The 13,135-nt window shown below is 75.6% G+C and carries 15 protein-coding genes; 10 read left to right on the plus strand and 5 right to left on the minus strand.

Features of this window, described 5'->3' with window-relative positions:
- Window positions 1–4: 4 nt before the first annotated feature.
- Both ACIQWR_RS09035 and ACIQWR_RS09040 read left to right on the plus strand, forming a co-directional pair.
- Complete coding sequence (locus ACIQWR_RS09035; protein WP_404006068.1) at window positions 5–511, plus strand: hemerythrin domain-containing protein; 507 nt, start codon at window positions 5–7, stop codon at window positions 509–511.
- Window positions 508–1,500 carry a cation diffusion facilitator family transporter gene (locus ACIQWR_RS09040; RefSeq protein WP_404006069.1) on the plus strand — a complete coding sequence of 331 codons (993 nt, stop codon included), beginning with the start codon at window positions 508–510 and terminating at the stop codon, window positions 1,498–1,500. Before ACIQWR_RS09035 ends, ACIQWR_RS09040 begins: the two co-directional genes overlap by 4 nt.
- Before the next feature lie 3 nt (window positions 1,501–1,503).
- Here ACIQWR_RS09040 and ACIQWR_RS09045 read toward each other — a convergent pair whose 3' ends face one another.
- Both ACIQWR_RS09045 and ACIQWR_RS09050 read right to left on the minus strand, forming a co-directional pair.
- The gene (locus tag ACIQWR_RS09045; RefSeq protein ID WP_404006070.1) at window positions 1,504–1,908 is read right to left on the minus strand and encodes a hypothetical protein; all 405 of its coding nucleotides are present in this window, start codon (window positions 1,906–1,908) and stop codon (window positions 1,504–1,506) included.
- 110 nt (window positions 1,909–2,018) lie between these two features.
- Window positions 2,019–2,387, minus strand: a complete 369-nt coding sequence (locus tag ACIQWR_RS09050) for a PRC-barrel domain-containing protein (protein WP_404006071.1) — start codon at window positions 2,385–2,387, stop codon at window positions 2,019–2,021.
- 261 nt (window positions 2,388–2,648) lie between these two features.
- Here ACIQWR_RS09050 and ACIQWR_RS09055 point away from each other — a divergent pair, with 261 nt between their 5' ends.
- On the plus strand, window positions 2,649–3,026 hold the full coding sequence (locus ACIQWR_RS09055; protein WP_404006415.1) for an STAS domain-containing protein: 378 nt from the start codon (window positions 2,649–2,651) through the stop codon (window positions 3,024–3,026).
- 9 nt (window positions 3,027–3,035) lie between these two features.
- Here ACIQWR_RS09055 and ACIQWR_RS09060 read toward each other — a convergent pair whose 3' ends face one another.
- Entirely contained in the window at window positions 3,036–3,995 is a 960-nt protein-coding gene (locus ACIQWR_RS09060; RefSeq protein ID WP_404006072.1) for an AraC family transcriptional regulator, read from the minus strand.
- Between the two features lie 359 nt (window positions 3,996–4,354).
- On the minus strand, window positions 4,355–5,359 hold the full coding sequence (locus ACIQWR_RS09065; protein WP_404006073.1) for a glycoside hydrolase family 26 protein: 1,005 nt from the start codon (window positions 5,357–5,359) through the stop codon (window positions 4,355–4,357).
- Between the two features lie 507 nt (window positions 5,360–5,866).
- On the opposite strand from ACIQWR_RS09065, the gene ACIQWR_RS09070 reads away from it, so the two are divergent.
- The 5 genes from ACIQWR_RS09070 to ACIQWR_RS09090 all read left to right on the plus strand — a co-directional run bounded on the left by ACIQWR_RS09070 (window position 5,867) and on the right by ACIQWR_RS09090 (window position 10,705).
- Window positions 5,867–6,346, plus strand: a complete 480-nt coding sequence (locus tag ACIQWR_RS09070; RefSeq protein ID WP_404006074.1) for a hypothetical protein — start codon at window positions 5,867–5,869, stop codon at window positions 6,344–6,346.
- Window positions 6,347–6,563: 217 nt separating this feature from the next.
- Window positions 6,564–6,713: a hypothetical protein gene (locus ACIQWR_RS09075; protein ID WP_404006075.1), complete on the plus strand. Its 150-nt coding sequence runs from the start codon at window positions 6,564–6,566 to the stop codon at window positions 6,711–6,713.
- 501 nt (window positions 6,714–7,214) lie between these two features.
- Window positions 7,215–7,463: a hypothetical protein gene (locus tag ACIQWR_RS09080; RefSeq protein ID WP_404006076.1), complete on the plus strand. Its 249-nt coding sequence runs from the start codon at window positions 7,215–7,217 to the stop codon at window positions 7,461–7,463.
- A 3-nt stretch (window positions 7,464–7,466) separates the two neighbouring features.
- Window positions 7,467–10,298: a condensation domain-containing protein gene (locus tag ACIQWR_RS09085; RefSeq protein WP_404006077.1), complete on the plus strand. Its 2,832-nt coding sequence runs from the start codon at window positions 7,467–7,469 to the stop codon at window positions 10,296–10,298.
- A 188-nt stretch (window positions 10,299–10,486) separates the two neighbouring features.
- Window positions 10,487–10,705 (plus strand): MbtH family protein, encoded by a 219-nt coding sequence (locus ACIQWR_RS09090; RefSeq protein WP_404006078.1) that lies wholly within the window; start codon window positions 10,487–10,489, stop codon window positions 10,703–10,705.
- 61 nt (window positions 10,706–10,766) lie between these two features.
- Here the strand turns inward: ACIQWR_RS09090 and ACIQWR_RS09095 are convergent, their stop codons facing one another.
- Window positions 10,767–11,246 carry a GNAT family N-acetyltransferase gene (locus ACIQWR_RS09095; RefSeq protein ID WP_404006079.1) on the minus strand — a complete coding sequence of 160 codons (480 nt, stop codon included), beginning with the start codon at window positions 11,244–11,246 and terminating at the stop codon, window positions 10,767–10,769.
- 68 nt (window positions 11,247–11,314) lie between these two features.
- Here ACIQWR_RS09095 and ACIQWR_RS09100 point away from each other — a divergent pair, with 68 nt between their 5' ends.
- Entirely contained in the window at window positions 11,315–11,581 is a 267-nt protein-coding gene (locus ACIQWR_RS09100) for a phosphopantetheine-binding protein (RefSeq protein WP_404006080.1), read from the plus strand.
- A 129-nt stretch (window positions 11,582–11,710) separates the two neighbouring features.
- Window positions 11,711–13,063 (plus strand): enterobactin transporter EntS, encoded by a 1,353-nt coding sequence (entS, locus tag ACIQWR_RS09105; protein ID WP_404006081.1) that lies wholly within the window; start codon window positions 11,711–11,713, stop codon window positions 13,061–13,063.
- Window positions 13,064–13,135: the final 72 nt, after the last annotated feature.

Raw genomic sequence — 13,135 nt, forward strand, 5'->3', positions numbered from 1 at the left:
GGGCATGACCGCGGACGAGCAGGAGAACCAGGACGTCGTCGCCATGATCCTCAAGGACCACCGGAGGATGGAGGACCTCTTCCGGCGGATGCGCAGCGTCGAGGCGGATCGGGCGGGCGCCCTGGCCACCTTCTCCGCGCTCCTCATCGCGCACGGCGAGGCCGAGGAGGCGCAGGTGTACGGCGCCCTGAAGCGGTTCAAGAACGTCGACGACGAAGAGGTGGAGCACGGCGCCGAGGAGCACGCCGAGGGCAACGAGGCGCTCCTCGCGCTGCTGGAGGTCTCGGAAGAGGAGGGCTCCGACACCTGGGACGCGCGCCTGGAGGACCTGTCCAAGGCGGTCTCGCACCACCTGGACGAGGAGGAACGCACGATCCTCAACGGTGCCCGGGAGAACGTCCCCGCCGAGCGGCGGGCCGAGCTCGGGAAGGCGTTCCTGCGCGAGCGCGAACGGCAGCTCGCGGCCGACTGCGGCAGCATCGAGAACGTGCGCGCGATCGTACGGGGATGACGGCGCCGGCGGCGCGGGACCGCGGCGGCCAGGACGCACAGACGCGCAGGACCGTGTGGGTCGCGCTCGCCGCCAACCTCGTCATCTGCGTCGCCAAGGCCGTCGGGGGAGTCGTGACCGGCTCCCCCGCACTGCTGTCGGAAGCGGCCCATTCGATCGCGGACAGCCTCAACGAGGTGTTCCTCCTGGCCTCCCTCAAGCGCAGTCGCCGCCCCGCGGACGCGCGCCACCCCTTCGGCTACGGCATGGAACGGTTCTTCTGGTCGCTGCTCGCAGCCGTCGGGATCTTCGTCACCGGCGGCTGCTTCTCGGTCTTCCAGGGCGTCGAGGCGTTCCGTTCGGGCGGTTCCGCACCGCGCGAGGGGTACGTCATCGGGCTGGCCGTGCTCGCCCTCGCCCTGGCCGCCGAGGGGGCCTCGCTCGGCCGGGCCCTGTTCCAGGTGCGGCGCGCGGCGCGGGCCGGTGGGCGCGGCATGGTGGCGGAGATCCGGGCGGGCCACGATCCGGCCCTGCGGACCGTGCTGGCCGAGGACGGCACCGCCTGTGCCGGTGTGCTCCTGGCGATCGCGGGCATCTCCCTCCACATGGTGACCGGTGAGATCGCCTACGAGGCGACCGCCTCCGTCCTCATCGGCGTGCTGCTCGGTTACGTCGCCTACGTGCTCGGCCGGGCGGCCCGCGTCCAGCTGATCGGCGAGGCGGCCACCCCCGAGGTCCAGCGGGAGGTCCGCGCGTTCCTGGACCGGCAGCCGGAGATCGACACGGTCCCCGCGCTGCTGACGATGCGCCTGGCGCCCGGCTCGGTCATGGTGGCCGCGCGCGTGGATCTGACACCGGGCTACGACAGCGAGACCGTGGAGAACGCCATGGTGCGGATCCGGCGCGAGGTGAGCGGCCGTTGGCCCGAGCTGGACCAGGTGTTCCTGGACGTCACGGACGCGGCGGCGACCCGCCGGGACACCGCTTCCCGGCCCTCTCGCCCCTCCTGACGGTCACGTCCGACGCCGGCTCCCGCGCCGGGTCATGGGGGTGATCACGGTGCTCACGAGGGCGGTCCCGGCCAGGCTCCCCGCCACGACGAGCCCGACGCCGATCACGAACAGACCGCTGGAATCGTCCGACCAGTCGTACCCCGCGGCAGCGCCCAGACCCGCCGTGGTGCCGAGCACGTAGACCGCGCCGCCGTAGCGGGCGACGATCGCGTACGCCGGTGCCAGCAGGGTCAGTACGAGCCCGACGACCTGCCAGGCCGCGTACGGTCCGGTCGTCGTGCCGTCGGGGTGTACGTCGCGGTGCTGGTCCCAGCCCAGCCAGGCGGCCCATACCCCCGACGCCAGCACGGCGGTCACCAAGGCCGCCAACACGCGGTGCACGGGCTTCGCGAGGTCTCGTCCCATGCCCCAAGCCTCCCCCATCCAGCCGGACTTCGCAGCAGCGCGGGAGGGACCGCCGGTCCCGGGGGCATCCACTCGGCCGGATCGGGCGGGGCGGGCGGGGGCGGCGGAGATCAGGCGGAGCGACCCGTGCGGGACGCGCCGAAGCCGTAGTACGTGCTGAGTTCGGAGCGGAAGTCCGCGCTCCCGAAGTGCTTGTCCCGGTCGAAGTCGGGGGCTTCCTCGATCTCGGCCCTGGTGAGGTCGACGAGGATGCGTCGGGTCTGCTCGTCGACCCTCGTGATCGCGCGGACCGGGAGCAGCACGTCCTTCGCGCGGGTCCACGGGCCGGTGTCGACCAGCAGGTAGGCGGATCCGATCGCCTCGGAGTGCCCGTCGACCTCGCCGATGGGCCCCTCGGTCGCCGCCACCTCGTAGCCGGTCAGGTCCATGCCCGGCCGGTAGCCCGAGCTCTGCCGGTACGCCCACACGTGTGTGTTCACGAACTGCAACTCCCTCACCCGGGACGCGCGCCCCATTGCCGCTCGGCTGCCCGCTGCGGCCGATCGGAAACCCGGCCGGTCGACCGTCCACCAAACGAACGGGGCCGCCACCGGTCCCTCCGAGCCTTCGTTTGCCGAGCTGACGGATCGCCCTTCCGCGCCCTACCGTCGGTCCCAGGCAGCGAGCGGAGCCGGGCCGATCGGGACCACGGCCGCCTGTCGTCGCTGCCCGCATCCGACCCGAGGAGTCGCGTGACCCCGATGGACGTCCCGGCTCCGCAGAGCGTCACCGTCGTCACCCGTCACGACGTCACGGTCGTCACGGTCACCGGTGATTTGGACCTCGACCACGTCGACGCGCTGCGCGCGGTCCTGCCTCAGGTCTGTACCGGCGCCGGGGCGCCCGCACGCGTGGTGATCGACCTCGCCCGGCTCTCCTTCTGCGACTCCACCGGCCTCAACGCCCTGCTCCAGGCACGGCTGATGTGCGTCGCCAGCGGGCGGACGCTGGCCCTGTCCCGTCCTGGCCCGCAGATGTCGCGCCTGTTGAGCATCACGGGCGCCGACACCCTCTTCGAGGTCGCCGAGCCCGGCGAGCCGGCGGCCGACGGCGCGGAGCCGTCCGCGCCGTCGGCCTGACGCACCCGTTCAGGCCCGCCGGGTGCCGAGGGCCACGGACGGCGCCACGCCGTACGCCCGTCGATGGGCGGCGGCGAACCGGCCCTGGTGGGCGAAGCCCCAACGGGCGGCGACGCCGGAGACGGTCGTGCCGTCCGCGGGGTCCGCGGCGAGCAGTTCGGCGTGCGCACGGGCCAGCCGGACGCGGCGCAGGTGGCCGAGCGGCGTCGTGCCCGCGTGAGCGCGGAAGGCGTACTGGACCGCGCGCGGGGTGACGGGGATCGACGCCGCGATGTCCGCGAGGGTGATGTCGCGGTGGGCGTGGGCCTCGATGAACTCGACGGCGCGGCGCAGGGTGTCGCCCCCGGCGTCGCGGGTGTCCCGCGGTCTCTCCTCCGCGCCGTAGGCGGTGTGCGGCAGCGTCGCCAGGACCGTCGCCGCCAGGTGTTGGGCAGCGGTGGAGACGAGGAGCCGGTCGCCTTCGGGGGACGCGGACACCTCGTCCAGGACGTGGTCGCGCAGGTAGGCGACGGCGGCGCCCAGCCTGCGGTTCGCGGCCGCGTCGACCGGCCGGGCGCCGGTGATCCGCACCTCGTCGCCCCCGGGCAGGGAGGAGACCCGGCCCAACAGCGCGGGGTCGAACATCGTGATCGTGTACCGGGCTTCGTGGACCCGGCCCGCGTACGGCCGGTCGTGGGGGGCCAGCAGGAAGGTCTCGCCCGGTCCGAACACCTCGTGGCGGCCACCGGTGGTGTCCGCGATCGTCCCGGAGTGCATCGTCACCAGGCACACCTTGCCCAGGCAACCCGCGTCGTAGGCCATCGTGTAGCCGAAGGCCAGCCGGTCCACGCTCAGGCCACCCGCGGCCGTGCGGGAGATCCGCGCCCGGGTGTCCGCGGGGCGGCCACCGATCCGCATGGGGGTGTAGGCCGAGGACAGGAACTCCTGCGTGGCTTCCAGGTCCCCGCTGCTGAAATGAAGGCTCTCCACTCGACTTCTCCCTCCCCGGTCACCCGGTGCTCCTTCGGCGTCGCACGGCGCCGCACCGCATCGCGTTCCCCGTTGACGTGGCACTCAAGCGCCTCCGCGGGCGCGGGCGGAGGGTTGCGTTCACCACACAGGGCATGGCAGAAGGTGGTGCCGTGGAACCGGTGCCACTGATCATCGCGGCCCTCGCGGCGGGTGAGGCGGCGGGGCCGGCGGACGCGGCCCAGGATAGCGTGCGGGACGCCGTGCGTTCCGCCGTCCGCGAACTGCGGTGGCGGGCAAGGACGTTGCGCTGGGGGGCGCCTGACGGATGTCCGCCGCGACGCCACGCACATCCGTCGGACACCCCCTAACGCTGCGACCTAACGCTGCGACCGGCCCCGGTGGGTCGACAGGAACTCCTGGAACACCCGGGCGGAGCGCGGGTTCTTGGTGCACTGCCACACGCCGTGCGGGCAGTAGTCGGTGATGCTCTGGTAGAGCGGCTCGTGGTCGGCGATCCAGCCCAGCATGTTCCGCATGTACGCCGGGTTGTCACCGCGGCGGAACAGCCCCCACTCGGGGTACGAGATCGGTTTGCCGTGCTGCCGCGCGAAGTCGACCTGGTGCTGGAGTCCGTAGGGCTGGGTGACCTGTTCCTCGAAGGTGTTGCCGGGGGGCTGGTCGTACGAGTCCATGCCGATGATGTCGACCACGTCGTCACCCGGGTAGCACGTGGTCCAGGCGATGGCGTCGATGCCGCGGTTGGGGGCGAAGTCGAATTGGAACCGCTCGCCCTCCACGGAACGCATGGCGGCCACGATGCGCCGCCAGTACTGCTTCCAGCTCGCCGGTTCGGGGCGGCACCGGTGGGTGTAGTTGAAGCCGTTCATCTCCCAGCCGAGCACGATCACGGTGTCCGGCACCCCGAGGCCGACCAGCCGCTGGGCGAGCCGCCGGAAGTGCTGGTCGTACGCGCCCCGCGCGCCGGAGCGGAGCAGCTCGGCGACCCGGCGGTCCGGGACCCCGCCCTCGTTGTTCTGGAGCATGGGCACGTTCAGGACGAACAGTCGGTCGGGCCTCTCCCGGCGCCAGCGCGCCCAGCTCTCCAGCGAATCGGGCGCCCCTTCGATGTTGGCCCAGGTGTCGCCCGGCAGGTAGGTGTGCCCGGCGCGCAGCTCGGTCCCCCCGAGCCAGCGCGAGAGCGCCCGCATCCTGTCGACGCCGGGCGTTCCGTAGTGGAGGTAGGCGCCCACCGCGATCTCGTTCTCGCCTCCGCGCGCGGAGGCGTCGTGCCGTGCCGGGGCGAGGGCGCCACCGGTGACGAGCAGGCCGACGGTGATCGCTGCGGTGCAGGCACCGGCCGTCCAACGGCGTCTGCGGGACACGGGTCCTCCGGGGATCGATGGTCGAGGCGGTGGTCGAGGCGGTGGTCGATTCGACACCATGAAAGCCGGACCTGTCGGCCACCGCCTCCCGGCGACCCCGGCCGGCGGACACGGACGCCCGCCCCGGCCCGCACGGTGGCCGCGCGTGCGGGCGTACGGGACCGGCCCGACCGGGTCGAAGCGGGGCGTGGTGGACAACCGAGGGGTCGATTTCCTACAACCACCCGATCGGGGTCGTCGATCGGCGGCGCCGGGAGCGGACAGGGGCGCCGTCGGCGGCGGATTCTTCGATGTCAGGTACATCTGACCGAACGGGGACATCCGTGTACGAGCACGTGGCCGAGCGCGGTGCGCCGGCCGGGACGGCAGGGCCCGTCGGGCGGGCCGCACGGGCCGAGCGGGCGGCGCAGCTCGTGGAGCGGCTGGCCGACCGGGACGGCGTGGAGCGCGAGCTGCGCGAGGCACTGGGGCCTGCGGCCGAGCCAGCGGGACGACACCGTGGCCAGGATGGCGGAGGCCCTGCGGGCCGCCGCGCAGGGGCTACCGGGGCCGGCGGTGGCGATGGCCGCGGGCGTTCCGGAGCGGATGCTGCGGGCGTGGGCCGAGCAGGATCCCGCCTTCGCGGCGGCATGGGGGGCTGCCCGGGCGCTGGCTGCCGCGCACGGCGCGGGCGGTGAGGCGACGCCCGCGGCCCTGCGGGTGGTGCTGGACGTCGTCGGGCGCGGGGCGTCGTGGCCGGCGGCCGCCCGGTTGGCCGGCTCGTCCGTCCGGCGCTTCAACCGGCTGCGGCGCACGGCCCCGGGCGTGGAGTCGCTCCTGGTCGCGGCGCAGCAGCGACGTGCCCGGACCGTACGGCAGGCGCGCGCCGGCCGGGCCGGGCCGCCGGATCCGGCGGCGGGGGCCGATCCGGCGGGCGGGGGCCGCTACCGGCTCGTGGCGCTGGACGATCCGCTCCTCTCCCACCCGGGGACACAACACTTAGGTTAGCCTTACCTCTCGACTTGAGCGATGCTGGCCGCCCGTACGTCCGGGGGAACCCCTCCCCCCGCCGCCGACACCCGGGAGCATGACTCCGAGAGGTTCGTCGCGGCGGACGCCTTGACCGACGCCGGCCCGTGACAGCACCGCCTCGCCCGGCGCCGGGCCGCCACCGGTGCGGCGTGGTCCGCACCACCTGATCCCTTCTCCAGGAAACGGAACGCCGATGACGAGCCGTCCCCCCTCGCCCCCCTCGCCCGCCTCGCCCACCGCCCGCGAACGCGCCTTCGTCGCCGACGTGGTGTCACCGCGCCGGACGGGCCCGCGACCGGTCGTGGTGCACAGCGGCGGCCCGCGGTCCGGAGCGCCGCGGTGAGCGGCCGCACGGCCGTCGTGTGGCGGCGGCGCGTCACGCGCTGGTGTGCCACGTGGGTGGTCCGGGGCGCCCCGCCCGCCCGGCGGCGTCCAAGCAAGAGGTCGACCCCATCCAACGGGACGCCCTGAAAAAACGTTCCGGCCATACGCGTACCGGCCACTCCCACCCGCTCACCCACCCGCTCGGCCGCCCGCCCGAACCCGGGCCCCCGTCCGCCCGCGCGCGACCGCGCAGACCCGGGGCGCAGCCCGCGCCGCGCCGCGGCGGCTGATTTCCGCCGCTCGGGAGCCGCCGCGGGCGCACCGGGCAGCCTCCGGACAGCCGCGGGGCGGCCATGGCCGCCGAATCCGGCACGCCGTCGGGGAGCCCCGCGCCGCGACGGATGTGGCGCGAATTCCCGCCCTCGACGGCCGTCCGGCGGCAACTTGACACCCTCTCAATGATCAGTGACGTTAGGCCAGCCTTACCTAATCATTCAGGTAGGTCCGAGGAAGGATGGGCATGTCCGCACGACACACGTACACCGGCTCCGGGGAGGACTCCCCCGCCGTCCGGGATCTGGTGGGCATCGGCTTCGGCCCTGCCGACCCGGCGCTCGCGACAGCCGCGACAGCCGCCACCGAGCACACGCACGGACCGACCTCCTCCCTGCTGCCGAGCGGGACCGAACGCGCGGTCCGGGCCCGGCGCGACCTCCTGGCCCCGGCCTCCGCCGGCAACGCCCCCCTCCCCTCGGGACTTCGGAGCTGACCCGTGTCCGCCACCGCCTCCCCCCTCCCCGCACCCTCCGTCCCCGCACCGTGCGCCTCGACCTCCACCGTCCCCGCCCTCACCGAGGGCGTACCGCTGACGGCCGCGCAGTCGGAGTTCCTGGCCGCGCAGAGCGCCGCGCCCGGGTACGCCGGCCACCACGTCGGCCAGTACGTGGAGCTGTTCGGCCCGATCGACACCGAGGCCCTGCGCGACGCCGTGGCCGCGTCCTTCGACGAGGCGCCCTGGCTGCGCTTCCGGCTGACCCGCGGCGACGACGGCCCGCGCCAGTCGCCCGTACGGGAACCGGGCGGTCCCCGGCGCCCCGCCCTGCTCGACACCTCGGGAGCCGCCGACCCGGTGGCCGCCGCCCTCGACCTGGTCCGGGGTCGACTGGCCTGCCCGCCGCGGCTGGACCTGCTGGCCGACCCCCCGACCCCCGGGGACGTCCCCGACCTGGCCGGGAGCGTGCTGGTCGCGGCCGGTCCCGAACACCACCTGCTCGTGCAGTTCTTCCACCAGCTCGCGGTGGACGGGCACGGCCTGGCCCTGCTGGGCCACCGCATCGCCGAGCACTACACCGCGGCCGTGCACGGCCGGCCCGCCGGCCCCTCCCCCTTCGCCCCGGTCACCGCGCTCGTCGCGGCCGAGAGCGCGTACGCGGCCTCGCCCGAGCGCCGCGCCGACCTGGCCGCCTGGACCCGGCACCTGGCGGGGGTCGAGCCGCCCCCGCCGCTGCGCGGGCGCAGCGCACCGCCCGCCGACACGGCGGTCCGCCGCACCGTGCTCCTCGGGCCGGCCGACACCGCGGCCGTGGAGGCCGCGGCCCGGGAGGCGGGGGCCACCTGGGGCGAGGCCGTGCTCGCCGTGACCGCGCTGCACACCACCTCGCGAACGGGCGCGGCCGAGGCCGTCCTCGCGGTGTACGCGGCCGCCCGGACGGCCCCCGGGACCCTGCGGGTGCCCGCGGCGGCCGTGAACATCCTGCCGGTGCGGATCCCGGCCGGTCCGGCCGACACCTTCCGCTCGCTCCTCGCCCGGGCCGCGGTCGAGACCTCTTTCCTCCGCCGCCACCAGCGCGTGCGCGGCTCCGAGGTGGCCCGGGAGGTCTGGCCGGACCACCCCGGCGGACGGGTGCCGGGCCCCCTGGTGAACTTGCGGCCCTTCGAGACGGAGCTGGACTTCGCGGGGGTACCCGGACGGGTCGTCAGCCTGGCGTCCGGGCCGGTGGACGACCTCGCGGTGGCCGCCTCCCGCTCCCCGGAGGGGCTGCTGCGCCTCGACTTCGATGCCAACCCCGCACTGTACCGACCGACCGAACTGGAGTGCGAGGCCACCGCGTTCGCCGCACTGCTGGCCGGACTCGCCCGGCGGCCCGGGACCCCCGCGGGGCAGGTCCGCGCGGCCCCGGCGCGCCCCGATCCCGATCCCGAACTCGACCCGATCCGCTCGGCGACGGCGCCCGGTGCGCCCGCCGCCGGCACCGGGCCGTGGCCCTCGGACCCCGCCCGGACCCCGCCGCCGCCCGCGGACCGGGAGCAGGGGCCACTGACCCTGCTGCCCGCCGCGCACCGGCTGCGCTCGGCTCCCTGGCCGGTCGAACGGGCGCGGGAGCACGTACTGCTGCGGACCCCGGCGGGGCTGCGGACGGCTCCGCTGCGGCGGGCGCTGGCCACGCTGGGACGCCGCCATCCGGCGCTGCGGCTGGCCCTGCACCAGGCGCACGGGGTGTGGAGCCAGCAGGTGCGGCCCGCCGCCGCGGCGCCCGCAGTCACCGGTGCGACGGTGCTGCGCCGCCACCCGGTCGCGGGGCTGGCGCCCGCCGCCCGTACGGAGCTGCTCGCCCGGGCCGCCCGGGCCGCCGGAGCGGCGCTGGACCCCGCGACGGGTGCGGTGTTCCGGGCGGTCTGGTTGGACGCCGGGGCCGACGGACCGGGCCGCCTGCTGCTCGCGGCCCACGCGCTCTGTGTGGACGACGTGTCCTGGCAGCTGCTGACCGCGGAACTCCCCGTGCTGTACGCGTGGTTCGCCGGTGACGGCGCCCGGCCCGAAGCCCTCGGCCCGCCGGGCGGCCTCACGAACTGGGCGGCCGCCCTGGCCGCCCGGGCGCAGTCGCCGGACCGGGTGGCGGAGCTGCCGTACTGGACGGAGCTGTCCCGTGCCCCCGCCCCCCGGGCCTGGCCCGCGGCCGAGGGCGGCCACCGCACGCGCACCCGGTTCGACGTCCCCGCGCCCGCCGCCGGGGCCGCCGGCCCGCACCCCGTGGACACGGCGCTGCTCACCGCGCTGGCCCGGGTCGCCGCGGGGCGGCCCCGGCTGCACGACGGGACGCGGTTGCCGGTGGAGCTCGAGCTGCCCCGGCCCGAGGGGGCTCCGGCCACGGTCGGGCGGCTGTCGACGGTGCACGGCGTACGGCTGCCGCTGGACCCCGACGACCCCGGGGCGGTGCGCCGGGCCCTGGCCGCCGTACCCGACGGCGGGCGGGGTCAGGAGCAGCTGCGCCACCTCAACCCGCAGACGTCGGCGCTGGCGGCCGGCCCGCGCGGCCGCGGCGTCGGCTACCGCCGGCGCGCGGCCCTGAGCGACCCCGAGGCGGAGCCCGGCTGGGGCCCGGCCCCGGCCGAGGAGTGGCCCGCGCCCGGGGCCCTGGGCGACGAGCCGCCGCTGACCGGGCCCGTGGACGTGACGGCCACGGTCAGGGCGGCGCCGGACGGCGGGTACCGCGTGGACGTGGACTGGCGCTGGTCGGCCGCGTTGTTCGACGCGGCCGAGGCGCTCGCCCTGTCCGAGACGGCGACGGCGCTGGCCGCCCGCTTCGCCCGGCAGCCCCACTGACGGCGCGGAACCCGTACGGGCCGGCGCGGAGCGTGCGCCGCGGCCCCCGCACGGGCCGCGGCGCACGCTCCGCGGCGCGCCGGACCCCCGAGACCCGCACGACCGCCCCGCGGCCCCCGCCGTCGGCCGGTCGTGCCCAGAGCCGTCCGACACCGATCCATCCCGACCGACCCACCAAGGAGACCCCGATGGCCACCAATCCCTTCGAGGACGACGACGCCCGCTACTTCGTGCTCGTCAACGACGAGAACCAGCACTCCCTGTGGCCCGCCTTCGCGGCCGTGCCGGACGGCTGGCGCGTCGTGCACGGCGAGGACAGCCGGCAGGGCTGCGCCGACTACACCGAGGAGCACTGGACGGACATGCGCCCCGCGAGCCTGATCGCGGCCGACGCGGCCGCGCGCTGAGCCCCGTACCGACCCGCGCGGTCCGGTCCGGCGGGCGTCCGCCGGACCGCACCGGGCAGCGTCACAGCATGCGTACGTAGACCCGTGAACCGCGGGCCGGGTCCAGCGCCGCGGCCCAGGACGCGGGTGCCCGTTCCGGCTCCGTCGGGGTGAACCCGTGGCGCAGGAACAGCACGGCGGGCCCCGTGGTCGCCGTGAACACCCGGTCGGCGTCCAGCCTGCGGGCCCGCGCGAGCGCGGCCCGCAGCAGCGCCGACCCGACTCCCCGACCCTGGCTGCCGCGCGCCACGCAGAAGTTGTGGAGCACGGCGGCGCCCTCGGCCTCGTCCCGCACGGCCACGCAGCCGGCCGGGACCCCACCGTCCGGCGTGTCCGGCGCGAGGAGGAACTCGCCCGCGCGGGCGAGGTAGTGGCCGACGGGCCTGGGGCGCAGCTCTCCGGAGGCCATGAAGCCCCGGGACAGGGCGAAGAGCACGTGTGCGTCTCCCGGGCGTGCCGGACGGACCGGTACCGCGGGGAGCTCGACTGCAACTTGAATCACGAACTTAGGTTAGCCTTACCTCGGTAGCAGGTGAGGCACTTCGATCTCCACAGAGGAAGTCACCTGCCATGACCGTCTCCCCGACCGACACGTCCTTCACCGACAGCCCGTTCGGCCTCGACCGGCTGGTCCACGACGTCGCGGACATGCTCTGCACCGAACCCGACGAGGTCGACCCCGACGAAAGCCTGCTCGACCAGGGGCTGGACTCGATCCGGCTCATGTCCCTCGTCTCCCGCTGGCGCACGGAGGGGGCGCAGATCGCCTTCGTGGACCTGGCCGAGCGGCCCACCCTGCGCGAGTGGGCGCACTTGCTCGCCCCCTCGGCCGCCTGACCCGGCGCCGGCGCGGGCACCGCACCCGCCGGCGCCGGCCCGCCGGCCGGCCGGCCGGCGCCACCGCGCCCCGTCCCGCCCCTCGTAACGGTCCGACCCATCCGTCCCCGCACCTCCACGGAGCCCGCAGTGCCCTTGCGCGACCTCGTCATCGACATCGAACCACTGCGCGCCTCGCGCGACTTCCGTGCGGTCTTCATCGCCCGCGTGGTCTCGCTCTTCGGCCTGGGCATGGCCACCGTCGCCCTGTCCGCCCAGGTGTGGGGCATGAGCCGGTCCACCTTCCAGGTGGCCGTGGTCAGCATGGTCATGAGCGTGAGCGTGCTGCTGGGGTCGCTGTGGGGCGGGGTGATGGCCGACCGCAGCGACCGCCGCACGCTCATCATCCGGGCACGCGGCGCGGCGGCGCTCGCCTTCGCGGGCCTGGCCGTCAACGCCTTCCTGCCGGAACCCTCCCTGTGGGCCATCCACCTCTGCGTCGCCTGGGACGGCCTCGCCTCCGGCGTCAGCATCACCGCGCTGATGGCGGCCGCGCCCACCCTGGTCCGGGAGGACCAGCTGCCCGCCGCGGGCGCCCTGATCTCCCTCACCGGGGAGATCGGATCCATCTGCGCGCCGTTCCTCGGCGGCGTGCTGCTGGCCCTGTGGGGACCCGCACCGGTGTTCGCGTTCACCGCCGTCACCACCGGCGTCACCACACTGCTCGTCACGCGGCTGCGACCGCTGCCGCCCGCCGTCCACCCGGACGGCGACGGCCATGACGACGGCGACGGCGACGGCGACGGGAACGCCCACCGGCGCAAGGACTCCCGCTCGACCTTGTCCGCCTTCCGTTTCGCCCTGCGGGACCGCGTCGTCGGCGGCCTCGTGCTGCTGGGCGGGGTGACCGCCGTGTTCAACGTGCCCGTCGTGCTCTTCCCCGAAATGGTCGAACGCCGCTTCGGCGGCGCCGAGGTGATGCTCGGCCTGCTCTACACCGCCCCCGCCGTCGGCGCCGTCCTCGTCTCGGCGACCAGTGGCTGGCTCGGCCGCGCCGCACGCCCCGGGCGCTGGCTGCTGACCGCCGCGTTCACCGGTGGCCTGGCGACCCTCGGCTTCGGCCTGAGCAGCGATCCGGTGCTCGCCTTCGCCCTGTTGGCCGTCGGCGGAGCCGCCGGCACCGTGTACGAGATCCTCGAATACGCCCTGGTCCAGCACCACACCCCGGACCACATGCGCGGCCGGATCGTCAGCGTGATCACGGCCCAGGGCACCAGCGGCGACATCGTCGGTGACGCCGAAGTGGCGGCGATCGCACGCTGGTTCAGCCCGGCCGGGGCCGCCGTCGTCAACGGGGCGATCTGTGCCGTGGCCGCCGTCGCCGTAGCCGTCGCCGTGCCCGGACTGCGCCGGGCCACCCTGCCCGCGCCCCGCGAGGACGCCCCGCCGGGCTCCGACCCCATCGAGCCCGCGCCGCCCGCCCCGGTCGCCCCCCGCGGCTGAACTCCGCCGCCGGACTCCGCGGCCGAACCCCCCTCCCGCAGCCCCGTACCCCCGGCCGACCGCCGTCCCGGT

Source organism: Streptomyces sp. NPDC098789 (assembly GCF_044759975.1).
GTDB lineage: Bacteria > Actinomycetota > Actinomycetes > Streptomycetales > Streptomycetaceae > Streptomyces.